At 66.9% G+C, this 20076-nt stretch carries 23 protein-coding genes and 1 pseudogene; 10 read left to right on the top strand and 14 right to left on the bottom strand.

The window, feature by feature from the left end; genetic code table 11:
* The first annotated feature begins 265 nt into the window (after nt 1–265).
* Nucleotides 266–955, top strand: coding sequence for a hypothetical protein (locus ACTWPW_RS57250; RefSeq protein WP_443174006.1), 690 nt, complete (start codon nt 266–268; stop codon nt 953–955).
* On the opposite strand, the pseudogene tnpA reads toward ACTWPW_RS57250, so the two are convergent.
* Nucleotides 918–1196 (bottom strand): annotated as a pseudogene (gene tnpA, locus ACTWPW_RS57245) (IS200/IS605 family transposase); the annotation flags it as partial. The gene ACTWPW_RS57250 and the pseudogene tnpA overlap by 38 nt on opposite strands.
* On the opposite strand from tnpA, the gene ACTWPW_RS57240 reads away from it, so the two are divergent.
* The 3 genes from ACTWPW_RS57240 to ACTWPW_RS57230 all read left to right on the top strand — a co-directional run bounded on the left by ACTWPW_RS57240 (nt 1159) and on the right by ACTWPW_RS57230 (nt 3202).
* Complete coding sequence (locus ACTWPW_RS57240) at nt 1159–2202, top strand: DDE-type integrase/transposase/recombinase (RefSeq protein WP_443174005.1); 1044 nt, start codon at nt 1159–1161, stop codon at nt 2200–2202. The pseudogene tnpA and the gene ACTWPW_RS57240 sit on opposite strands and share 38 nt — an antisense overlap.
* A 185-nt stretch (nt 2203–2387) precedes the next feature.
* Nucleotides 2388–2711 (top strand): hypothetical protein, encoded by a 324-nt coding sequence (locus tag ACTWPW_RS57235; RefSeq protein WP_443174004.1) that lies wholly within the window; start codon nt 2388–2390, stop codon nt 2709–2711.
* Nucleotides 2712–2728: 17 nt separating this feature from the next.
* Nucleotides 2729–3202, top strand: coding sequence for an ExeA family protein (locus ACTWPW_RS57230; RefSeq protein WP_443174003.1), 474 nt, complete (start codon nt 2729–2731; stop codon nt 3200–3202).
* Here the strand turns inward: ACTWPW_RS57230 and ACTWPW_RS57225 are convergent.
* From ACTWPW_RS57225 to ACTWPW_RS57205, 5 genes are all read right to left on the bottom strand, one after another.
* Entirely contained in the window at nt 3127–3837 is a 711-nt protein-coding gene (locus ACTWPW_RS57225) for a hypothetical protein (RefSeq protein ID WP_443174002.1), read from the bottom strand. The two genes, ACTWPW_RS57230 and ACTWPW_RS57225, sit on opposite strands and share 76 nt — an antisense overlap.
* A 64-nt stretch (nt 3838–3901) precedes the next feature.
* On the bottom strand, nt 3902–4954 hold the full coding sequence (locus ACTWPW_RS57220) for a hypothetical protein (protein ID WP_443174001.1): 1053 nt from the start codon (nt 4952–4954) through the stop codon (nt 3902–3904).
* A complete protein-coding gene (locus ACTWPW_RS57215; RefSeq protein WP_443174000.1) occupies nt 4951–6321 on the bottom strand; it encodes a hypothetical protein in 1371 nt (456 codons plus the stop codon). The genes ACTWPW_RS57220 and ACTWPW_RS57215 overlap by 4 nt, the downstream gene beginning before the upstream one ends.
* Complete coding sequence (locus tag ACTWPW_RS57210) at nt 6282–6734, bottom strand: hypothetical protein (protein WP_443173999.1); 453 nt, start codon at nt 6732–6734, stop codon at nt 6282–6284. The genes ACTWPW_RS57215 and ACTWPW_RS57210 overlap by 40 nt, the downstream gene beginning before the upstream one ends.
* Nucleotides 6735–6820: 86 nt before the next feature.
* Nucleotides 6821–7927 carry a hypothetical protein gene (locus ACTWPW_RS57205; protein WP_443173998.1) on the bottom strand — a complete coding sequence of 369 codons (1107 nt, stop codon included), beginning with the start codon at nt 7925–7927 and terminating at the stop codon, nt 6821–6823.
* A 587-nt stretch (nt 7928–8514) separates the two neighbouring features.
* Between ACTWPW_RS57205 and ACTWPW_RS57200 the strand changes: the two genes are divergently transcribed.
* Nucleotides 8515–8838, top strand: a complete 324-nt coding sequence (locus ACTWPW_RS57200) for a hypothetical protein (RefSeq protein ID WP_443173997.1) — start codon at nt 8515–8517, stop codon at nt 8836–8838.
* A gap of 470 nt (nt 8839–9308) precedes the next feature.
* On the opposite strand, the gene ACTWPW_RS57195 is transcribed toward ACTWPW_RS57200, so the two are convergent.
* Nucleotides 9309–9593, bottom strand: coding sequence for a hypothetical protein (locus tag ACTWPW_RS57195; RefSeq protein ID WP_443173996.1), 285 nt, complete (start codon nt 9591–9593; stop codon nt 9309–9311).
* 130 nt (nt 9594–9723) lie between these two features.
* Here ACTWPW_RS57195 and ACTWPW_RS57190 point away from each other — a divergent pair, with 130 nt between their 5' ends.
* On the top strand, nt 9724–10281 hold the full coding sequence (locus ACTWPW_RS57190) for a hypothetical protein (protein ID WP_443173995.1): 558 nt from the start codon (nt 9724–9726) through the stop codon (nt 10279–10281).
* 356 nt (nt 10282–10637) lie between these two features.
* On the opposite strand, the gene ACTWPW_RS57185 is transcribed toward ACTWPW_RS57190, so the two are convergent.
* The 5 genes from ACTWPW_RS57185 to ACTWPW_RS57165 form a co-directional block, all read right to left on the bottom strand.
* Complete coding sequence (locus tag ACTWPW_RS57185) at nt 10638–10760, bottom strand: hypothetical protein (RefSeq protein WP_443173994.1); 123 nt, start codon at nt 10758–10760, stop codon at nt 10638–10640.
* 946 nt (nt 10761–11706) lie between these two features.
* On the bottom strand, nt 11707–11970 hold the full coding sequence (locus ACTWPW_RS57180; protein ID WP_443173993.1) for a hypothetical protein: 264 nt from the start codon (nt 11968–11970) through the stop codon (nt 11707–11709).
* Nucleotides 11971–12888: a hypothetical protein gene (locus tag ACTWPW_RS57175; protein WP_443173992.1), complete on the bottom strand. Its 918-nt coding sequence runs from the start codon at nt 12886–12888 to the stop codon at nt 11971–11973.
* 3 nt (nt 12889–12891) lie between these two features.
* Nucleotides 12892–13263, bottom strand: a complete 372-nt coding sequence (locus ACTWPW_RS57170) for a hypothetical protein (RefSeq protein WP_443173991.1) — start codon at nt 13261–13263, stop codon at nt 12892–12894.
* Between the two features lie 399 nt (nt 13264–13662).
* Complete coding sequence (locus tag ACTWPW_RS57165) at nt 13663–13995, bottom strand: hypothetical protein (RefSeq protein WP_443173990.1); 333 nt, start codon at nt 13993–13995, stop codon at nt 13663–13665.
* Nucleotides 13996–14880: 885 nt separating this feature from the next.
* Between ACTWPW_RS57165 and ACTWPW_RS57160 the strand changes: the two genes are divergently transcribed.
* The 4 genes from ACTWPW_RS57160 (at nt 14881) to ACTWPW_RS57145 (ending at nt 17725) form a co-directional block, all read left to right on the top strand.
* Nucleotides 14881–15126, top strand: coding sequence for a helix-turn-helix transcriptional regulator (locus ACTWPW_RS57160; protein ID WP_443174007.1), 246 nt, complete (start codon nt 14881–14883; stop codon nt 15124–15126).
* Nucleotides 15123–15362 carry a hypothetical protein gene (locus ACTWPW_RS57155; RefSeq protein ID WP_443173989.1) on the top strand — a complete coding sequence of 80 codons (240 nt, stop codon included), beginning with the start codon at nt 15123–15125 and terminating at the stop codon, nt 15360–15362. Before ACTWPW_RS57160 ends, ACTWPW_RS57155 begins: the two co-directional genes overlap by 4 nt.
* Before the next feature lie 669 nt (nt 15363–16031).
* Nucleotides 16032–16349 carry a DUF6355 family natural product biosynthesis protein gene (locus ACTWPW_RS57150; protein ID WP_443173988.1) on the top strand — a complete coding sequence of 106 codons (318 nt, stop codon included), beginning with the start codon at nt 16032–16034 and terminating at the stop codon, nt 16347–16349.
* A gap of 362 nt (nt 16350–16711) precedes the next feature.
* On the top strand, nt 16712–17725 hold the full coding sequence (locus tag ACTWPW_RS57145) for an IS630 family transposase (RefSeq protein ID WP_443173987.1): 1014 nt from the start codon (nt 16712–16714) through the stop codon (nt 17723–17725).
* Nucleotides 17726–18015: 290 nt separating this feature from the next.
* Here the strand turns inward: ACTWPW_RS57145 and ACTWPW_RS57140 are convergent, their stop codons facing one another.
* A complete protein-coding gene (locus tag ACTWPW_RS57140) occupies nt 18016–19137 on the bottom strand; it encodes a hypothetical protein (RefSeq protein WP_443173986.1) in 1122 nt (373 codons plus the stop codon).
* A gap of 47 nt (nt 19138–19184) precedes the next feature.
* Entirely contained in the window at nt 19185–19694 is a 510-nt protein-coding gene (locus ACTWPW_RS57135; protein ID WP_443173985.1) for a SigE family RNA polymerase sigma factor, read from the bottom strand.
* Nucleotides 19695–20076 lie beyond the last annotated feature (382 nt).

The following is a 20076-nucleotide window of genomic DNA, read 5'->3' as shown; positions in this document are numbered from 1 at the left end:
CACCAACGGCCGGCGCAGCCGGCCACGGTCGCGGCAACAACTGTCCCGGTGATGCCTGCACGCATGTCCGGACCCTACGCGTCGACGGCTCAACGGCTGATCAGCGTTAACCCCTGCGTGATCAAAGACGCCGACCCGCGATGAGGAGGTCTGTCCTGCTCCGGGTGGCATTTGATGGTGCGGGCGCTGGAGACAGACCAGAGCACAGCAGACAAACAGGTCGACGTGCCGCCGCGGGCCGCCGGGATCGTCCCCGGCTCTGGGGGTGCCCAACATCGTGCGCATCCGCCTGGCTCGTCGCGGCGAGGGCTCCATCGCTGAGGCACTAGCTGCGAGCGCTCTGGGCCAGACCGCCTATCCGGGCGCTATTGCTGCGGCGATTGACGAGGGCGCCGACCCAGATAGACCAGGCATGTCGCATCGTGGGCGCCCCATCCACCACGTCTCTTCGCCAACCCTGCCTGACCTCCGCGGAAGCGCCGCGCACACTGGCGTCGAGCTGGTCCTGGTCAAGGAGATCCATAACGTCAACCTGGCCACGCGCATCTGGGCGGAGGTCTTTGGGCTTGGTCCCGCCCCACGGGGTGAGCAGGTCGGGTCCGCCGGCTCGGCGAGCAGTTCGAGCGCGGGGCGGCCGCCGTACCTGGCGGGCGATCTGGCCGGCCAGGCGGCACTGCTCGCTGTTGGGCGTGCTGCCGTTGAGCAGGCTGGCCAGTCGGGATACGTCGTGGGTGCTGGCGCCACGATGACCACCACGGGGCCGTCGGTCTCGTTGTCGTACGCGCGGGTCTCGTACATGGTTTTCTTCAGCGTGATCTGGCGTGGAACCCCGGGCGTTTACGCCCGGGGAGGAAACGGCAGCGCGGGAGGGCCTCCAGGCCCGAGTGGTGCCGTGACAGTTGCACGCCGTGAGCTGCTCAGCCTGGCCGTTTCTGGTTCTCGATGTATTCCTTGATGATCGACAGCGGGGCGCCGCCGCAGGACGCGGCGAAGTAAGACGGAGACCAAAAGTGCCCGCCCCACAGATATTGGCGGACGTGCGGGCCGAACTCTTTGCGCAGGAGCCGGGCCGAGACGCCTTTGAGGGAGTTGACCAGGACCGACAGGGCGACTTTGGGCGGGTAGTGGACCAGCAGGTGGACGTGGTCGTGCTCGCCGTTGAATTCGACCAGGACGGCGCCGAAGTTGTCGCATACCTATCTGTGTGATCGCCGACCAGATGATCATGATTTCGCTGTTCTGGGGCAGCCGCCGCCAGGTATCTGGACCGGCGATGCGCTTCACGGGCCCAAGATCGCAGGTCGAAAAACGTTTCTCTTCGCGTTCATCGACGACCACAGCCGCCTGGTCGTCGGTCATCGGTGGGGCTATTTCGAAGACACCGTCCGCCTGGCCGCCGCGTTGCGGCCCGCGCTCGCGGCGCGGGGCGTCCCGCAGATGATCTACTTCGATAACGGCAGCGCGATGGTCGATGCCTCGGTGAAACGAGCCGCGGCCCGCCTCGGCATCAAGATCGCGCATTCGGCGCCGGGCCGGCCGGAAGGCCGGGGGAAGATCGAGCGGTGGTTCGGCGAGGTCAGGCGCCAGTTCCTGGTCGAGATCGCCGGTGACGGGGAGACCTCAGGGACGAAGGTCACCAGCCTGACCGAGCTGAACCGGCTGTTCACGGCCTGGGTGGAGACCGCCTATCATCGGCGTGTCCACTCCGAGACCGGTCAGACACCCCTGCAGCGATGGATGGCCGGCTGCGCGGACGCGCCGTTCCCGACCCCGACCCCGGCGGCGCTGACCGAGGCGTTCAAGTGGAGCGAACGCCAGCAGGTCTGCAAGACCAGCACGGTCCAGCTGTTCTCAAACTTCTACCAGGTCGACGCATCCTTGATCGGCCGCACCGTTGAGCTGGTCTTCGACCCGTTCGATCTGAACATGGTGGAGGTCCGCTGGAACGGCAGGCCGCAGGGGATGGCGATCCCGCAGGCCATCACCCGCAACGCCCACCCCAAGGCAAAACCCGAGATGCCCCCGGCTCCCGAACCGACCTCGACCGGCATCGACTACCTGCGCCTGCTGGAGACCAGCCACGACCAGCACGTCGCCACCGGCATCAACTACGCCGCCCTTACCGACCCCCGCCGACAAGCCCCTGACCAGGACAGCGGCCACGATGTTGACGAAGAACACTTGGGCGATGACGCGCCATGACCGGCGAGAACGACCCCCAGTCTGGCATCGACCCCGGCAGCGATCCCGCAGCCGACCCCGGCCCGCCCCAGCCCCTCGACCGGCCTGCCTCGCAGGTCGCCCCGGTCCTGCCGACCCCAGTACCTGACTCCTCCAGCACCCGCTCTGCCCGGCCTCGGCGGCGAGAAAGTGACGACGACTCTCCCATGATGGACAAGCTCCAGGGCTACTTCGGCCTATCGAAGACCCCGTTCGGGCGGGGCCTGGCCCCCGCCATGCTGCACCGCCATGCCGCCCACTCCGAAGCCATCGCCCGCATCGCCTGGTGCGTCGCCGAACGAGCGTTGGGCGTAGTCACCGGCGAAGTGGGAGTCGGCAAGACCGCCGCCACCAGGGCCGCGATCTTCGGTCTGGACCCGGCCCGGCACCTCGTCATCTACCTCGGCAACCCCGATGTCGGAGTACGCGGCATCCACACGGCCATCGTCACCGCCCTGGGCGGTTCCCCAAGAACCAGAAGGCCACCCTGATCCCCCAGGCCAGCGACATGCTGGCGACCGAACAGGTGGAGCGGGGCCGCACACCCGTGCTCGTGATCGACGAGGCGCACATGCTGGCCCACGTTCAGCTCGAGTCGGTGCGTATGCTGACGAACTTCGACATGGACAGTTCCTCCCCGTTCGCCACCTTGCTGATCGGCCAGCCCACCCTCAAACGCAAGATCAAGCTCGGCGTGCTGGCCGCCCTCGGCCAGCGCATCTCCGCCCGCTACCACATGACCGGGATGACGCCCGAGGAGACCGCCGACTACATCCGGCACCACATGACCCTCGCCGGCCGCTCCGACCCGCTCTTCAGCGACGACGCCATCGCCCTCATCCACGAAACCGCCCGCGGCTATCCCCGCTCGGTCAACAACCTCGGACGGCTGTCCCTGCTGGCCACCTACGCCGCCGGCAAGACCATCGTCGACGAATCCGCCGCCCGCACCGCCGTCAACGAATCCGCCGCGCCAGAGTGAGCATCACCACGCCAGCTTGAACACCACGACCTCGCCCGAGCACCCTCGGCGGGGTCGTTCCACATCTGACCATGCTCAACGCCGGTGTCACCTTCATCAACATCTTGAGTGACCGCGCACACCTGGTCACCGCGGCCCGCATAATTCAAGGTCACTTTCGTGTGGATATGGCCGTATTGCAGGGCGGCGGCGATCAGCCCTCGCGGGCGGCGCACGATGAAGCGGGCCAGCGTCCGGCGGAAGCGGGAGGCAATGATGCGGCCGTGGGGATCGGCGGGAATCGCTGGGGTGCTGTCCACCGGGCGAAAGTGCGTGTTGATCCAGGTGATGAAGCCGTCGATGTCGTCGTTCATCGACTTCCCGTCGCGGGCGTGGACTTCGGCCGGGCGGTCCTGGCGGGCGACGACCAGGCTGGCGGGGAACAGCAGGGGGAGATCGTGTAGATCTTCCAGCAGTTGAATGGCCTGGTGGACGACATCTACCACAACCCACGGACGCTCCGGTTCCGTCGCGCCCGGTGCGTCTGGAGCGCGGTCGTAGCCCTTGCCGCGAAACCCATGGACGAGGAGTTCTCCGGTCTCCGTGTCGATCCCGCGGCAGCCGCGCCGCAGGTTGAGGACTTCGCCCGGCCTCATCCCGGACAGGTAGCTGATTGCCGCGAATAGGGCTGCGCTGAGTAGCCGGACCAGCGTGGGCAGCTCATCGACTGAGATCGGGCGCGACCGCCAGGGACGACCCCCGATGGTACCGGTGATGGCGCCGATAGGACTGCCGACGCCAATGGGGAGAGCGCTGGTGGCCAGCAGGCGCCTTTGGCCCGCGGACAATCCCGCCCGACTGGCCGGTGAGATGCCGACGAGCCGGAGAATGTGCCCGGTGTTCACCATCGGAACGCCGGCGGCCGGATCGAGGCGCCCGGGCAGTGGTCGCCCTTCGGCGCGGCAGCGTTCCAGAAAGCGCGGCAGACGCTGGCCGAGGGGTGCCGCGAAACTCAGCCTGCGAGGGATGATCACCGGCTTCAAGGGCCGCGTACTCTCGCCGAGCACCACAGATGTCCGGTCCCATCTGCTCGATCATCACCAGCGCCCAGGCCAGCAGTGCTTGCATCGAGTCTTCGGCGATGCGCGGGGTCTTGTTCTCGGTGTTACGCAATGCGGTGACGCCAGCCAGCTCGTTGGCGCTCTGGCCCGGCCAGGGGTAGGGACACTCCAGGCGGCAGGGCGCGGGCAGATGATCGCGGAACAACCACAGAGATCGGACAGTGCTCAGCAAGTCGGCCTTGCGGCCTGCAGACCGTTCCAGAGCGCGTACGTGTGCCAGGAGCACCTCCAGGTCTGACTCCCGCAGGCGGCGCAGGTCGTGCACCCCGTGCTGGTCGAGCCAGTGGGCCAGCGTCCGCATGTCCATGATCCATTGGGAGAAGGTGCCGATACTGGCCTGCTGGCCGGGAGTCTGCCGACCGGTGGGGTCGACGGGGACCGGCTGGTCAAGCGCGGCCAGGAAGAAGGCTTTGAAGTGCGGTCGGAGCGATTCGGGAAAGGTCGCCCAGGAAATGGCGGTGACGGCGATGTGCGCGTCGCGGTGAGCTGGAGCCAGGTGCCAGACGTCATCGCCGTAACGCGATAGGCGCGATGCGGGAGTGCCCAGACGCAGCGGGCGGTTGCGCAGGATGACAACGTCCGCCGAGGGCCAGGGCACCGCCATCGGGTTCTCATGGGGTTGCGGGATCCCGTCCGTGAGGGGGAAGGTCATCGCAGGTCCATCCTTCCCTCCATCAGGTCCTCCACCAGCTGCAGCTGGGCGGGGGTAAGGGCTGTCCGGGCGCGGGCCTGCTCGGTGGGCCCGTAGTGGTCGAGGATGTCCTTCAACCGTGCTGCTGTGTCCTGGTAGCGGACGCTCCAGGTGGCGGGGTCGAGGTTGGGGCGCAAGGCGAGAATACGGTCATGCGTGGCGAGCTGAACCGGGAGGTGGTGCGGGAGAGCCCGTGCGTTCTCGCATGTCAGGCAGACGCGAGAGGATTCCATGCACGACGTCCCGGGCGGGGTGCGGGGCCCGGCCAGGTGGTCGGTGCAGGCCGTGATCGCCGTATCCTGCGCCCCGCTCAGCATCCGGCCAAGCGTCTGGGGAGCAAGACCTGTCTCTGCGGCGGCGGCATCGAGGTCCGTCTCGGCCCGGTCCACCACCTCCTGGGAGACCACGAGCACGCGTTCGATGGTGCGTGCCTGCTCGACTTGGGAGCGCAGGGCATCAGCGACCACGATGCGGCTCTCCGCCCGGATTGCGAGACTGCGGCGCAGATAGTGGTCATGCAGCGTGTGGCGGCTGTGAGCCACAGGACGGCGCCGCAACTCGAGCGCGGTCTGGCGGATCCGGCCGCTGTGAATCGCGGGCTTTCCGCCGGGCTCGACATGGCTCCCGTCGGGGAAGCCGTTGGCCAAAGCCCACTGTCGCGGCAACACCACCGTGCTCCACGGCTGCCCGGTGCGCTTCTCGGCCTTCGACGCCCAGCAGATGAATGCGCTCGGGTGACCGGTTAGATGCCGAGCCACGGCCGTCAGTTCCAGCAGTAGCTCATAGATCCGCAGCGAGGAACGGAGCAGAGGGACCTCGCGCTGCCCAGACTCGATGACCTCGCCCAGCGAGGCGGGAAGATCCTCAAGGGCGACGATCACGTGCTCGCGCTCTGGGCCGCGGCGCGGCTTGGACTCCTCCACCAGCGCGACCCCATAGGCGCCGGCAGCGCCGTCGGGACGCGTGTGGGCCGCAGGCCATCGCGCGACGGTGCCGAAGTTCTCTGCGGTCAAGGCGGACAGCAGCAACGCGAACGCGGTCGCCTCCGGCTGGCTCAGGCAGAGCATGGCGCGCAAGGCGGCGGTACCACCGGCCCGCACGACCTCCTTCCGGTAACCACCCGACGCAACGCGCGGCAGATCCCCGGTGACACAGAACTGCTCCAGCAACCTGCCCTGGAGGGCTTCGCGATCATTCAAGCCCTCGTCGCCGGACCTATAGCGGGCCAGTAGCAGGGTTCCTGTGCGGATGCGGTCGCGGGCCAGGCGGATGGTGCGGCGCAGGGCCGTCATGATGTCCTGCCACTCGTGGTCGGTGTAGTCGAGCACCGGATCAACGGGCGGAACCTCCGGCAGCCGGTCCGCATCAGGTCGTCGCGGGCGGACGGCACCAGATCGTCACAGTCGCGCAGCAGGACGCGCAACAGCTTCAAGTGTGACCGGAGGACGGCAGGCGAGTCCGAATAGCGGGCTCGGAATGCCTGGATGTGCTCAGCAGTCAGGTCGGCCGGAGTTCGCGGCGCGGCGTCGCACGCAGCCAAGGCCCGTGCGAAGAACCGGGCGGCGTAGAAGTAGTTCTTGGCCATCACCGCGCCCTTGGTGCCGCTTCGTGCGCTGAACTGCTCGCTGAGCCTGCACGCCAGCCATTGCTGCATCGGCACGGCCACCGGAAACGCTGAACAGTCGAAGCTGAGCTGCGCACCGGTCCTCTCCTCGAAGAAGACGACCGTCGTCCCCTTCATGGTGGCCGGCCGCCGGTCCGGGGCCTGCCATCCCGGCCCAGGAACTGCGGCGCGGCGGCCCCCGCGCCCTCGTCCCGCCAGAGCTGTCACCGCTCGGCTCCGGACTGGATCGGATCGAGGGCTGCTCCGGTGGATGCCGCGAAAGCCCGCACCAGAGCGTCCACTCCAGCCTGCTCGTCCTCGTCCAGAAGCTCCATCAGGTAGGACCCCCGCAACCCGGTGAATGGCTCGAGATAGTGCTCGCGCGTGGTGTCGGGATGTTTATGCCCCATCAAAACCGCCAATTGCAGCCACAAGCCGCCCAACTGTTCGCGCAGGTCCGCAGCCTCGCGCTCGCTCAGGCCCTCCACCCGTTGCTCCTCCACCAGGGACAGCAGTGAAAACCACCGCAGCGCGAAGCTGTGTCGCAGCATGTGGGGTGTGGCCCACAACGGGCACGGCCGCACTTCCCAGCCGTGCTCCGCCTCCCGTCCGCCTACGACCTGGTGGGTCTGTGCCCAGGCGCGGGCGACGCGCTCGTTGGCCGCAGCGAAGGTGTCCTCCCAGCTGTAGGGCTTCTTCGGCAGACCGTTGATCGACAGCCAAACCCACAGTGGTTCCAACCCTGCCGGAGTCCGGCGAAACAGCAGCTGCCTCTCGTCGTGGGTCAGCACATCCAGCGCGATAGGTACCGGGCCGTCGCGCCCTTCGACGTAGAGCGCACCAGCGCGGGCATTATGGCCGACCACGATCCGAAGGCCGTGCAGCCGCTCGTAAAGGCCCCGGCGCTGCACCCGGGCGACAACCTCCGCACGAGATCCTTCGATCGGATCCATGTACGCCTCCACCTGCTGCAAGGCACGCCGGGGAACCCAGTAATACCGCCCTTCCTTCGCACCCTTGATGCACTGCTCCGCCAGCCAAGCCCGGTGCAAGCGCCGCCCCTGGGAGTGGGGCAACTCGACGTCCAGCACACTCGACCACTCGCGTAGTCGCAGACCCGTGCCATACAGGCCGTCAACGAAGGCGACGTCGCGATCCTCATTGAAGCCCCGCCATCCGGATCGGCGCAGCCCATCAAAGCCGTAGCCGCGCAGACCGACGTCCCGCCACTGTGTCAGCGCGGGCCTCAGCAGCCACTTAACCTGCCGCCGGCTGGAGGCGGCCGGACGGAGCGGATCCCGGCGGCGCCGATAACCGCTCTCCGACGGCACACCAGCCGCCCTGGTGCCAGCCGGCACGGTAGGGACCGGATTGCGAATCCCGTAGCGCGCGCTGGCCCAGGTGAAGAAACTGTTGAGCCCTGCACGATCGGTGTCGAAGGAGGTGGCGCGGATGCGCTCGTGGGTTGCGAAGATCCGTCAAACGCCAGTCCTTGAACGCCTCGACGTCCCCCGCGGTGGCCTTTATCCCATGAGCGGCCGACCACATCCAGGAAGTCCAGCCAGACCACCAGCGTGTAGGCGTACCGCCGCCAGGTCAGCATCCCCGAGACGGCCATCGTGCAGGTACGGAAAAACAGATTGATTCGCGCGTCCGGCCGAGCCGAGGGAGAAGTCAGGATCGGAGTCCCATGACGAGCCCCGTTGCGGGCCGCTCGTTGATGGACGTCACCGAACCTTCCAACGTCAGGATCATCTGTTTCTGGAGGCGGAACCGTGAAGTCATAGAAGTCCACTCTCCAACGGACTGGCTCGTCCATGAGACCTTCCCGAAGCTGCTTGATCCGACAACTTCGGAGAGCCTAGAGAACGCACGGGGACCGGGCCAGGAGAGGACGTGCTCAAGCTACGATGACCACATGACCGCTCCCCAACACCGCGCGCAACTCGCTGATCGCGTTCAACGACTCGAAGCGGCCGCCTTTAGAGTCGGTGTCGACGTTGGGGATATCAAGACCGCGGTGGAGCAACTCCCCAACACCATCCGTCAGGAGATCCTGGAGTACACCGAACCCGTGTTCGGGGAGATCATGGCCGGCAACGCTTCGCTGGCGACGAAGGGGCACCTCGATCAGCTTGAGCAACGCCTGAAAGACCTGATGGAAACGCGGTTTGGGCAGGTCGACGCCAAGCTTGACCGACTCCTGGCGGCCCTGCCCGAACCGCCCTCGAGCCTAACCTGACCCGGGCAGGCCGCACTGGCCGTAGCGCGGCGGTCAAGGTAGGTAACGGTGCAGGTCGCATCATGCGATCTGAATTTATACGTCCTTCTTTCCGGTGAGCGGTGGGCGCCGGACGGGCAACTGCAGAGTCCTGGCCGGGGTCGCGCCGGGTCTGTCGGCGAGCGTCACCGCTTCGACCCGCGCGTGGAGATCGAACAATTCCTTGTGGAGGGGGCGTTTTGCTCGCCGACCTCCACGTCCAGTCGAGCATCCCGCCCAGCCAGGCAGCGAACCGCTCGGCGAGCTCGTCCTGCGCCGGGTCGGCCAACAGCGGCTCGTACACGACGCCGCGGCGCCCGCAGCTTCGGCACTCGCCGGCCACGCGCTGGCCCGGCTGCGGGCCGGGAGCGTCCCAGTCCAGCTCCACAGGCAGCTCACCGTCGCGGGTCATCACCGGGCAGAACCCGTCCTCGCCTTTGCGACCCACCCGCTCACCGGGTTACCCCGACCCGCACCGGCATGCTGGTACGCACCACCGTGGTGTCGTCATGCAGCCGCGCGGAGAACACCACTGCCACGTCCTGCGGCTCGGCGAGGATGGCCTGCTGGAACGCGTCTGGATCGTCCAGATCCGAGCTCATCCGGCAGTAGGCGACCAGCGGGTGCAGGTCCTCGGTGCGAAGCTGCTCGCCCAAGCTCCACCGTTCGGCCACCTCCTCCAGCCAATGCTTCATGCCCGACTCGGGGTCCTTGAACTGTTCGGCCAGCAGCTCCACCGCGCGCATACGACCGGGCACGAGCATGGGGTCTGGCAGATCGGGAGCTTCCCCTTGTGGGCGAACTCGATGTTGTCGCGCTTCCACGTGCCTCCAGCTCGGCCAGGAGCTGCCGGTCGACGGCCACCCTGTGCAGCAGCAGGAGCGGCGCCTGCTGTATGAACGCGGTGTCGGGGGCGCGGTCGACGCGGGGCGGCTTGGGCGAGGCCTGGCGGGTGAGCAGCTCGATGGACGACAGGCGGAAGCGGGTGAACGCGATCGGGTCAACGGCCATGCCAGCCTCCTGCGCGGCGCGCAACTGCTCCAGGAACGCGGCGGCCGGGTTGTGGTGATCGCTGCGTACACCCCGGCGGCGGCTGAGAACCCGGTCCAGAATCCGGTAGAAGCGGCGTATGCCGCGGTCGCGTCCGACCGCCCGGATCTTGTGCTGCCGCAGCCACAGCGCGCCGTCGTGCTCGTGCTCGATCTGAAGGCCGAGCGCTTCGCCGAACAAGGCGGCGCGGCGGGCCAGGCGATGACCGCAGCCGCTGCTGATGTACCAGAACCGGGCTTAGGTCTGCGCTTCCTGCATGGGCGGGGGAGCGGGCGGACGTCTCACCGGGGGGCACCTCTCCACGGGGGTAGAGGGGAAGGTAGTCGATCCCGCCGCTTAACGTCCTGGAGAGGTCGAGGCCACAGCGTGCGATGACGTAGTCAGAGTCTCGATGGGCGAGAGTCGATGTTGATTTACGGCTGCTCATTTTGAGCAGGATGTCCGGGCCATGCTTTAAGCAGGGCCACTTGTTGACGCGAAATCTTAAATCTGTGATGTAAGCCCAACTACAAAGTCGGGTACAGTGCTAAGTACATGCTAGCGGTGAACATGTTCACGGGATGAACTTGTTCACGGACGGCAAGCCCTCTTACCAGGGCGAACAGCAGGAAGCCCCGCACTGCGCGCCGGCAAGCGACTAGTGCGAGGCCCCTGGGACGTGGTTCCTCCTTTCCGCGGGGGAGCCTGGCATCAGGCCGGGGGCTGGTCCAGCGAGTAGGTATCTCCTGGGCTCAGCCACCGAGCCTGATGAAGATGGTTACCCCGAGGTTGACCGCCGTGAGGGCGAGCTCCTGCGGGGCGGGCCATCTCCGGCTCCGCCACCAGTGCTTGATCTTGTTCTCCTTCTTGTCCACAGCGCGACGACCCTTCTGTCCGGTTCGTCGGCCGGCTCCAATCGGCCGGTCGACAATCGAGTCATCCGGCCGGCCAGCAAGAGAGCGGGAAAGAAGTTATCTCCCACGTTAAGTCACCGGTAATGGCGGTGGGCCCGAAAGCCGTGTTACAGGTGATCGCCATTTGAGCCCGCGCTACGTTTTACCGACGCTTCGCCAGGTCATCTCCCGTGGTAGATGGTTTTCGATCTAGAACGCAAAACGCCTAAAATCACCTACTATGACGTGCATCACATTCTTGCTTGCGACGGAATCACAAATACGAGAAGCATTCACAACCCCACGCTCACACCGCCACAGAGCCTGGCGCTTCCGGCTGTTGGCAGCCTGTTGTAGCCTCCCCATACGGCTGCACCGCGAGCCGCCTTCCCTGAGCGGGCTGCTCTGCCACGCAGAGCAGCCCAGCGCATCGGGTCGACCACCGGCCGCGACCCGCGAGCGCTGCTCGGCCCCGGAATCGACACCCGCGGCCCCGGCCCAGGCGGACGCGGCTTCTTGGTGGGGCCCGGTTCTGTAGTGGACGGCGGCGCCTACACGATCGAGCGTGACCTGCCGGTCCTGCCGTGCCCGGCTGGCTGACCCGCCTCCTGGCCATTCCCGCCGCGAACCCGAAGGAGATCCGCTGATGGTTCAGTTCCGCGCCATGGACCCGGACCTGTCCGAGACGCAGGCCGTGCTGCAACGCGTGATCGAGGTCCTGCCCGCACGCTCCGGACCTGGCGGTGGGGAACCCGACCAACCTGGGGCCGGCGCGGCGGTGGCGGCCGATTCGTGTTCGAGGTGCTCCCCGTCCCGGACCAGGGACTCGACGCCGACACCGCGGCGTTCCTGCGCTGACCCGTGGGAGGTGACGGACAGTAGGTGCTCGCCCCGGCGATCCGGCAGCCCCGATCACTGCGCGTGATGGTCAGGTGGTCTGCTCGCCGGCGCTGTCGCCGGCTTCGTGCGGGTCGGCCAGGTTCACGATCCCGACGTCGTCCTCAAGTGTGCGCTTGGCGTCGTCCATGATCGGTTTGCACCGCTTGAGGTAGTCCGGGCAGTCGCCGGTGTGGTGCTCGGTCACCACCAGGTCCCCGCGCCCCCACTTGATGGTGGCCACGTCCGGCGTGGCAGGCGTGGCCTCGCAGTCGGCGCACACCCGCGTTTCTCGGCGGTACTCGTCGTCGGTCATCTACGCCGCCTCAAGCATCCCCTGGTTGATCGCGGCCTGGCAGCACGCCGCGATCAGCATGGTCGGCATATTGGTGCCGTCGTCGTCGAAGGTGCCCGTGCCGATGTCGGAGAACATGACGTTCTGGGCGCCGACCGCTGTCCCGGTGAGGAAGGCGTACAAGAGGAGACCGCAGTAGGGGCGGCCGTTGTCCTGACGCATGTGCAGGAGCTTCTCCACCCGCTCGGCGATCTTCTGCGACATCACCGGACCATCAGCGGCGCCGGCCAGCGCCGGGCGGCCGTACTGTTCGTACAGGCGCGGACGGTTCGGGCAGCCCAGCCGCGCCATCGCCTCGGCCTGGAGGTGCCAGTAGCGTCGCCTCACGTGTCTCAACATGCCCAAGAGGACGCCTACATCGTGCCGGAGGTTGCCCTCTGTCAGGGTATCGTCACTCGGGAGCAGATCCAGGTGGATGAGCGCCGGGGGCAGCGGCGGACAGGCAACGCTGCTGGCCCGCATCGCCTTCCGGAGCAACGCGATACGGGCGACCGCGTGCTCAGCGGCCTGCGCGTGCCGCCGAGCGGCGTCTCGCCACGCCTGCCGCTGGCCGCCGGTGCGGGCCTCGGAGATCGCGGCGGCGCGGGTGCGGGCCGACCACTCCTCGACGAGCGCGTAGTGGTCGCGGAGTAATCGCAGTTCGGCCCGCGCGTCGGCTCCCTCGTCGGTCACGCTGGCGGGGGCGGGCGCGGTGCCGTCAAGCCACGCCAGCACCTCATGGGCGCCGGCGTCGATGCCGGGCAGAACCTCCACCCGCTCGCCGCTGCCGGCCGGGGCAAGCAGCAGCGGTGGCGGCACCTCCAGCGCTTTGGCCATGACGAGCAGCTCGTCCACGCTCATGGTGAGGAGCTGCAGGGCTCGTTCGGTCGCGAGGTCCATGATTCAGTCCTCGTCTTTGGTGTCGTGGTGGACGGTGCTGCGGGCGATTTCCCAGTACGGCACCGAGCTGTTCCGCATGTCGGTGATTGGCTTCCGGTCCGGCTCGTCGTCGAAGATGTTGGTGACCTGCTCGCTGCCCTCCAGGCGCAGGATCCCATGGTGGGCGGAAACGAGGGTGGTGTTCGCCCAGCGGATGCCGCTCTTGCCGGCCATAGTGACGGTCTTGCCGACGAACTCGTCCGGGTTGCGTTCGATCTTCCGGCCCTGGAAGACGCGCTCCGCCTGGGCGGCTTTGCGGGCCGCGTCGAGGAGGGGAGGACCGTGCTCATCCATCCAGGCCTTCAGCAGGTCGTGGTCGGGGTTGGCCGCCAGCACGGCTCGGTGCTGCCGCGCGGTACCCATGCCTCGTCGAGCTGCCCCGGCCCCGAGCGGTAGGGGAGGTTGGCGGGGTGGTGCTCGAGCAGCGTCAGACACTGCCGCCACCTCGCCCGCCTCGACCAGACCCTCGCGGTCGGAACCCCGAGTTAGCCAGCAGGGTCACCCGTATAGGGAGACCAGGGCCGCCCAGATGTTGTGGATCCCGTTGGTGACGGACACGCCGATGCCGGTCTCGGTGGCCACCACCAGGTGGCCGGGCATGTCATCGGCGTGGAGGGCGCGCCAGACGGTGATGTGCGCGTACCCGCTGCCTGCGGGGAAGTCGGGGGCGCGGTACTTCCACCACGACTGTGTGCAGGACGAGCTCGGTGGGGCGGGGGAGGGGGCGGATCCCGCTTATGGGGTGGCTCCGGTGAGGGTGGCGGCCGTGGCGAACGCGGTCTTCAGCTTGCCGAGGCAGCCAGACCCGGAACCCGGGATGCTTGTGATGTCATCGTCGGTCAGGCCGTCGAGATGCGCGAGCGTGCTGATCGGCGGATCCGCCTTCGCGAGAGGGCGGGTGACGTGCCAGGTCAGGCCGAGCAGGGCGGCGATCTCGGTGGTGTGGGGGAGGCCAGCCTCATCGATGAAGGCGGCGGTGCGCTGCGCCGTGGGGGCGTTGTTCTCTTCGGCAGGGATGGCGGCTGCGGCCGGGCGGTTGGAGCTGGCCGATCCGGTACGCATCAGCATGGCCAGCGGCTCACGTGTTGGCGCGCCAGGCAGCCAGTGGGCTGAGTTGGGATAAGGGATCTACAACGTAAAGGCCGACGCTTTGGTGCATTATGTTGAAGCACAAAACAGACGCTCGCCGACCGGGGGAGCGGGGGAGGGGAAGGGGCAGGGCTCCGGTCGGCTGCGCCACGGGCTCGGCTGCATAGCTGCCAGGGTGGTGACGGTTTCCGGGCGCGGGGTGCGCACGATGCGTTCCTGGTCACCGGTTGCCTACAGCGGGGCGGCCTGTCCTTAGGGCGGGGGAGACGTCATATGCTGCTGAGCCAAGAGCGTCCTCGGGTTCAGTGAGGGGCGCAGTTCGGCTGCACGCCAGGAGACCGCACGATCAGGTCCTGCCCACGACGCTGGCCGGCACCGGCTGCTGGCCTGCGCCGTTGTCGTCGAATCGCCGATTGCCACCGCGCCATGAACGAGGCCGTGCTGAACCCGCCGCCCGAGGAGCCGCCACTCCGCAGCTTCTACGTGGCGCGCGAGCGCGCGAGCGGTCGGCCGGCTGGTGAACGCGGTGTTCGAGGAGGCGGTGGGCGGAGTGGAGAGCAAGCGGACGGTCCGGCCGGACGGGTCGGAGGAGGTGCAGGTGACGCCGCCGAACAGCGCGCGACCTCAAGGCTTTGGTCCAGCTCGACCCCGAAGACTGGCAGCCAGGGTCGAGCCCGAACGCGGCCCCGGTGGAGGTGGCGCAGATGCACGGTCGTCGCAACACGTGTGATCAATACTGGCGGTGAGAAGCATAGCGAGACGCTCGGCCGGTGACACGCCGCCGTACCCCGTTCGCCGCCAGTACGGTCAGCAGTCCGGCTATGCCTCATGCGGAGGGCGTCGTCATGCGAGCCATCTTGACCCCTGATCTGTCGTGACGGCCAGGTTCGCCTGCGCGCCGGCACCCTGTACGCCGCTTTCGACCGAATCCAGGAAGAGCGCCTGATCAGCGAGGACCGGGAAGAGATCGTCGACGGCCGGGTGCGCCGCTCCTACCGGCTGACGGGCGACGGTGCGGCGAGACTGGCGGCGGAGGCCGAGCGGATGCGCAGGCACGCCAAGGCGGCCACCGCGCGCCTGCGCGCGATCGGCTCAGGAGGAACGGCATGAGCCCGCTGGAAGCCCGCTACCGTCGCCTCCTGGCCGCCTACCCGCGCGATCACCGGGCGCGGCATGAGGAAGAGATGATCGGCGTGCTCCTGGCCGGGGCGCGGTTCGGCCGGACCCGTCCCTATTCGATCGACGCGGCGCGGTGCGCGTCCACGGGCGGCGAACCTTCGGTCCGGTCTCCGCGCCGGCCTGGCGTGCCGGGCTGGCGCTCGCCGTGGCGCTGTGGCCGTTCGTGATGCTGACAGGCGTGCCGGCGACCGGACTGCTCCAGGGTGCCGAAGCCGTGGGGGGCGCGGGGGCCGTCGCTGTGGAGCGGCCGATCTGGATCCTGTATCTGGCCGAGCCGATCGTCATCGCGGCCCTGCCGGTGCTGTCCGTGCTGCTCGGCCGACGATGGATCGCCGTGCTCGGCGTGGTCGCGTTCGTGCTACATCAGGCAGGCCATCCCGTCTCTTGGATCTGGACATGTTGCTGTTCCCCAACCACGACCCTGCCCTGCTGGCCCAGCTCGCGACCGTCGCCATCGCCTTCGCGCCCGCAGTGCATCGCGCGATCTCTCTGTCGAGTTTGTCCGGGGTGCTGTGGACCTTGGGGGTGTACATGACGGCGCGGACAGCCAGGACGTCGTCGGCTTCGGGCGCGGCAGCCGATCCCTGCCTGTTGAGGTGCGGGGCGAGTTGGTCCCAGCGGGTGTAGCGGGGCAGGCAGAAAAGCAGCTATTTTTGTCAGCAGAAGCGCTTGTTTTTGGATACTCGGCGATTCACATTGTAGGTGATACCGCCGAAATTGAGAGAGGCGCCCTGGGTAATTTATCTACTTCCCGCAGTGTCGGGTGAATCGGAAGGTGGCATCGTGCCAACGATTTATTAATACATGCCGTAGTGTAATCGTTGTATAGGAGAACTATGGGATTATTCAAGGCCGTATCGCGAATTACAGTCATTCTCGCTGCTGTGGCAAGTGCCAGTCTGGCGATCCCCGCAGCGCAGGCGTCGGATGGCGACCCTTCGATAGGTAAGACATGCGGCGCCTACCGCACGATGGAGGGTGACTGGGCGAGTCTCCAGTACTACCACTGCGGGTCGAGCTACATCATAGTCGAGGTAGACTATCGCGAAGGCGACAATGGCTTCGTATGTGTGTTGCCCTGGCAGGATAAGTTCCTAGCGTATTATATATACGCCTCCAATGCCTGGTATGTTCGCCCGACCGATTATTGTTAAACGAGGTGAATCCGTAGGGTTGGCGCCTGGTGCGACAAATGGGCCGGACCAATGACAGCCTGGCTATTCCCCTAGGATACACGCCGCAGGCTGAGAAGAAACGCATGCGCTGACCGGGACGGCGCTGCACGCAAGCCCGCATATTCTCCTGACATAGGCGCTGAGGGGCGTTAGTCTAGCTCCTCTGTCAGGGGTTCGTCGGCACCCCGATGGCCTCGAGAAGGGCGGGGGCGAACGTTCAAAGACGCCTTCCCGCGCACGCGTTCGCCCGCCGCGTCGTTACGTCCCGGAACGTTACCGGGTAATTGATCTCGACCGGTGAACCCGTAAGGCTGGCTGCCTCTGCAAACCGGGAGGTAGTTGTGGCTCGTCCACCGGATGTGTTCGTCCGGCCCTTGTCGATGGAGGAGGGCCGCAGGATCCAGCGCATCACCCGGACCGTCAAGGACCCGGTCAAGCTGCGCCGGGCGATCGTGGTGATGATGTCCGGGCAAGGCCAGAGCGTCCCGGACATCACCTCGTTGATGCAGGTCAGTGACGATTATGTGCGCGATGTCATCCACGCCTTCAACGAGCGGGGGTTCGACGCGCTGGACCCAAAATGGAGCAGGGGCCGGCCCGCGGCGATCAGTGAGCAGGTGCGTGAGCACATCTGCCTGATCGCCCGGACGGTCCCTGCCGAGTGGGGCATCACCGGCCACTCCACCTGGAGTCTGCGCACTCTGGCCGAACACCTCATCGCCCGCGGCGTGGTGGCCGCCATCAGCCGCGAGCACCTGCGGCGCATCCTGCGCAAGAACGGGGTGAGCTGGCAGACCACCACGACCTGGAAGGCGTCCAACGACCCGCACTTCATCGCCAACATGCAGCGGGTACTGGAGTTATACGATCACCCGCCCACCGGCGGGAGAGTCATCTGCGCCGATGAGTTCGGCCCGCTGAACCTGATGCCCCGCAAGGGCAAGAGGTGGCGGCCGGCCCGCAGCCCGGCCCGGCTGCGGGCCACCTACCACCGCTACTGCGGCGTCATGCACATGATCGCCGCGCTGGATCTGGCCACCGGCAAGCTGTACTACCGCATTCGCCGGCGCAAGCGGTGGCGCGAGTTCTTGTCCTTCCTGAAGACCCTGCGCTCGCGGTGGCCCGGCGAGAGGCTGTACGTGATCATGGACAACTACTCGCTGCACAAGCACCCCCAGGTCCGCGCCTGGGCCGCCGACAACGACGTCGAGCTGGTGTTCCTGCCCACCTACGGCTCATGGCTGAACTGGATCGAGTCCGAATTCGCCGCGTTGCGCTACTACGCCCTCAACCCGGGTTCCGCAGTTCGTGTCGCCACTGGTGACACGCACCACCCTGGCCTCGGACGACGTTAAGGATCAAGGTGTCGAGCGGTGTTCCCAGTGACACGGATCGGACTTCCTTGTGCCACCACCGCGAACGCCGCTTACCTGGCCTGTTGCCCATAACCGTGTCACCAGCACCACCAGGAACTGCGGAACTCCGGCTCAACGGCACCGACCACCGCACCACGAGGAGCAGAACACGGCGATCGGCGGCTACGTCCGCTGGCGCAACGCCCGCGCCCAGCCGAAGACCAGCTTCGCCGCCAGCTCACCCATCCGAAGCTGGACCAGTTATCCAGCCAAGGTTGCGTGACGCGCCACTAGTTCCGCCGAGTGAGCACCCACTCCCAGGACTCGTCACCGCCACGGCCGCGGCTCGCAGTGAGCTGAATCCCGCGATTGCCATCTGCGCTGACCAGCACAAGGCCGTTGTTGAACTCGCTCCCGCACGTGCCCGCGCACCCCAGCGCCAGCACGTTGTCGTTGTCAGCCCAAGCCAGCCGCTGCAACACGACCTGCCTGCCTGATATCGACGGTGGCATGTCGCGGCCGAGCACCCGCTTGCCATCGGGCGAGACCTTCGACCAGGGCGAGTACTCGATGTACTGGTCGCCGGCCGGGTCATTCTGTCGCGTGCCGTCGAGGCTCAGCCACAACCTGTCGGGCATGGTGTCGGTTGGCTCCCAGATCATGGACCCGTCCAGGCTCCAGCCAAGGTCCTGGCGGCCGTTCATGTTTCCGGGCTGCCCATCGCGACCGAGAGGCGGCAGCGGGTGGTAGATGGCCTCGCCGGTGGCCACGTCGATGATGTAGTAGCCGATCCGAGGACTGGCGAAGTTCTCGATGGAGAAGGAGTCCTTGCCCATCCGCTTTCGGCTCTGCTCCGGATATTGGGAGTACGCAGTGGCCAGGACCTTGGTGCCGTCAGGAGACCAGACAGCCGAGCCGACGTCGTGCTTTAAGTTGATCCAGGTCAGGATCTGCCGGGTGTTCATCTCGAGAATGCCCACCCGCCTGCCGATCTTCTCTCCCTGGAGCACCGCCGCGAGTTGGAGCCCCGGTGCCACGTCCAGCCAGGCCCACGCCGTCTTCTCGTAGCCGTCGGTTCGCGGGTCGTACAGGTGCCAGGTACGGCGCAAGCGCTCCGCATTGTTGGGCAGCTTCTCCAACCAGGTGGTGAAGTACGCGGAGACGGCCACGTTGCCCGCCGCCACAAACTTCTTCGGCGGCGCGTTCTCGATGTCCGCTCGCACGTCCACAGATGTCACCTTAGGCCGGACGGGCACACCCATCCCGTTCGCCGGACGTACGGTCGTGTCCTGGCCGCGCAGACCGACGGCGAGCACGGCTACGACGACGGCCAGCCCGGCGGCCAGGACGGTCGCTGCGACAGGCGGCCAAGCGCGCCGCCGTAGCGCCCGGTCGGCCAGGTCGTGCGGCACCCGTACCTCGCAGGCCCACTCCTTCATGCTGTCGCAAAGCAGTCGGTTCATGTGGTGGCCTCCAATTCCGCGGCCAGTTCGGGGGCGATCTGCCGGAGCCGGGCAAGTGATCGCTGCGTGGTGCTCCTCACCGTGCCGACCGAGCAGCCGAGCATGTTGGCGATCCGGTCTTCCGACAGGTCCTCGAAGTAGCGCAGCACCAGCACGGCACGCTGCCTCGGGGTGAGCTTGGTCAGGGCGTCGCGCAGCACTATGCGCCGTTCGCTTTGCTGCGCGCGGTCGGCTCCCGGCCGATCGGGCGGCACCACCTGGATGACCTTGCCGCGCCGCCCGATCATGCGCCACCAGTTCACCTTCTGGCGGTACATGATCTGGCGGACGTATGCCTCGGGGGCCTCGACTCGCCGCCACTTGGCCGCTAGCTTCGCCAGCGCGGCCTGAACCAGATCTTCGGCCTCATGCTGGTCGCCGCTGGTAAGCATAAACCCGAGTCGCATCAAGGCAGGAGAGCGCGCAGAGACGAACTCGCGGAAGCCTTGCTCATCCGCTGCGTTCACGACCACCTCCAAACGTGTGAATGACACCCCTAAGACGCGGGAAATCTCTCTCGCTATGCCTGTCCTGCCGGACGATTTGCGAATGAATCGGGGTTACGTCCTTTCCGACGGCGACACCAGCGATGGTTAAACGCCGAAAGCCGGACTCTGATGCGCGTCATCGCGGAGGATCTGCGAAGAAGCGGCAACTGCGGAAACGGACTGGAGGGTGTCTGAAAAGGGTCAGAGCGAGCGGCCGCTGTGGCGGTGTAGAAGGATCTAATCCGTTCATAGGTTTTCGGACTTTCTGGGATGGTCTGTGGGACGATTCATGCATGGCGAGGTTGGGACGGCGGGCCAGCTATGAGGAGCGTCTACGGGCGTGTCAGCTGATCGAGAGCGG

This window comes from Nonomuraea sp. KM90 (assembly GCF_052246675.1).
Classification (GTDB): Bacteria; Actinomycetota; Actinomycetes; order Streptosporangiales; family Streptosporangiaceae; genus Nonomuraea.
Note: the sequence above shows the minus strand (reverse complement) of the source record. Positions and strands in the feature narration are given on the sequence as shown.

What these genes read in the sequence shown, in the direction of transcription:
- ACTWPW_RS57210 (WP_443173999.1), bottom strand. Translation starts at nt 6,734, where the DNA reads ATGAAGGGGACGACGGTCGTCTTCTTCGAGGAGAGGACCGGTGCGCAG.
- ACTWPW_RS57180 (WP_443173993.1), bottom strand. Translation starts at nt 11,970, where the DNA reads ATGACCGACGACGAGTACCGCCGAGAAACGCGGGTGTGCGCCGACTGC.
- ACTWPW_RS57150 (WP_443173988.1), top strand. Translation starts at nt 16,032, where the DNA reads ATGGGATTATTCAAGGCCGTATCGCGAATTACAGTCATTCTCGCTGCT.
- ACTWPW_RS57175 (WP_443173992.1), bottom strand. Translation starts at nt 12,888, where the DNA reads ATGGACCTCGCGACCGAACGAGCCCTGCAGCTCCTCACCATGAGCGTG.
- ACTWPW_RS57235 (WP_443174004.1), top strand. Translation starts at nt 2,388, where the DNA reads ATGATGGACAAGCTCCAGGGCTACTTCGGCCTATCGAAGACCCCGTTC.
- ACTWPW_RS57200 (WP_443173997.1), top strand. Translation starts at nt 8,515, where the DNA reads ATGACCGCTCCCCAACACCGCGCGCAACTCGCTGATCGCGTTCAACGA.
- ACTWPW_RS57225 (WP_443174002.1), bottom strand. Translation starts at nt 3,837, where the DNA reads ATGAGGCCGGGCGAAGTCCTCAACCTGCGGCGCGGCTGCCGCGGGATC.
- ACTWPW_RS57220 (WP_443174001.1), bottom strand. Translation starts at nt 4,954, where the DNA reads ATGACCTTCCCCCTCACGGACGGGATCCCGCAACCCCATGAGAACCCG.
- ACTWPW_RS57165 (WP_443173990.1), bottom strand. Translation starts at nt 13,995, where the DNA reads ATGCTGATGCGTACCGGATCGGCCAGCTCCAACCGCCCGGCCGCAGCC.
- ACTWPW_RS57230 (WP_443174003.1), top strand. Translation starts at nt 2,729, where the DNA reads ATGCTGGCGACCGAACAGGTGGAGCGGGGCCGCACACCCGTGCTCGTG.
- ACTWPW_RS57155 (WP_443173989.1), top strand. Translation starts at nt 15,123, where the DNA reads ATGAGCCCGCTGGAAGCCCGCTACCGTCGCCTCCTGGCCGCCTACCCG.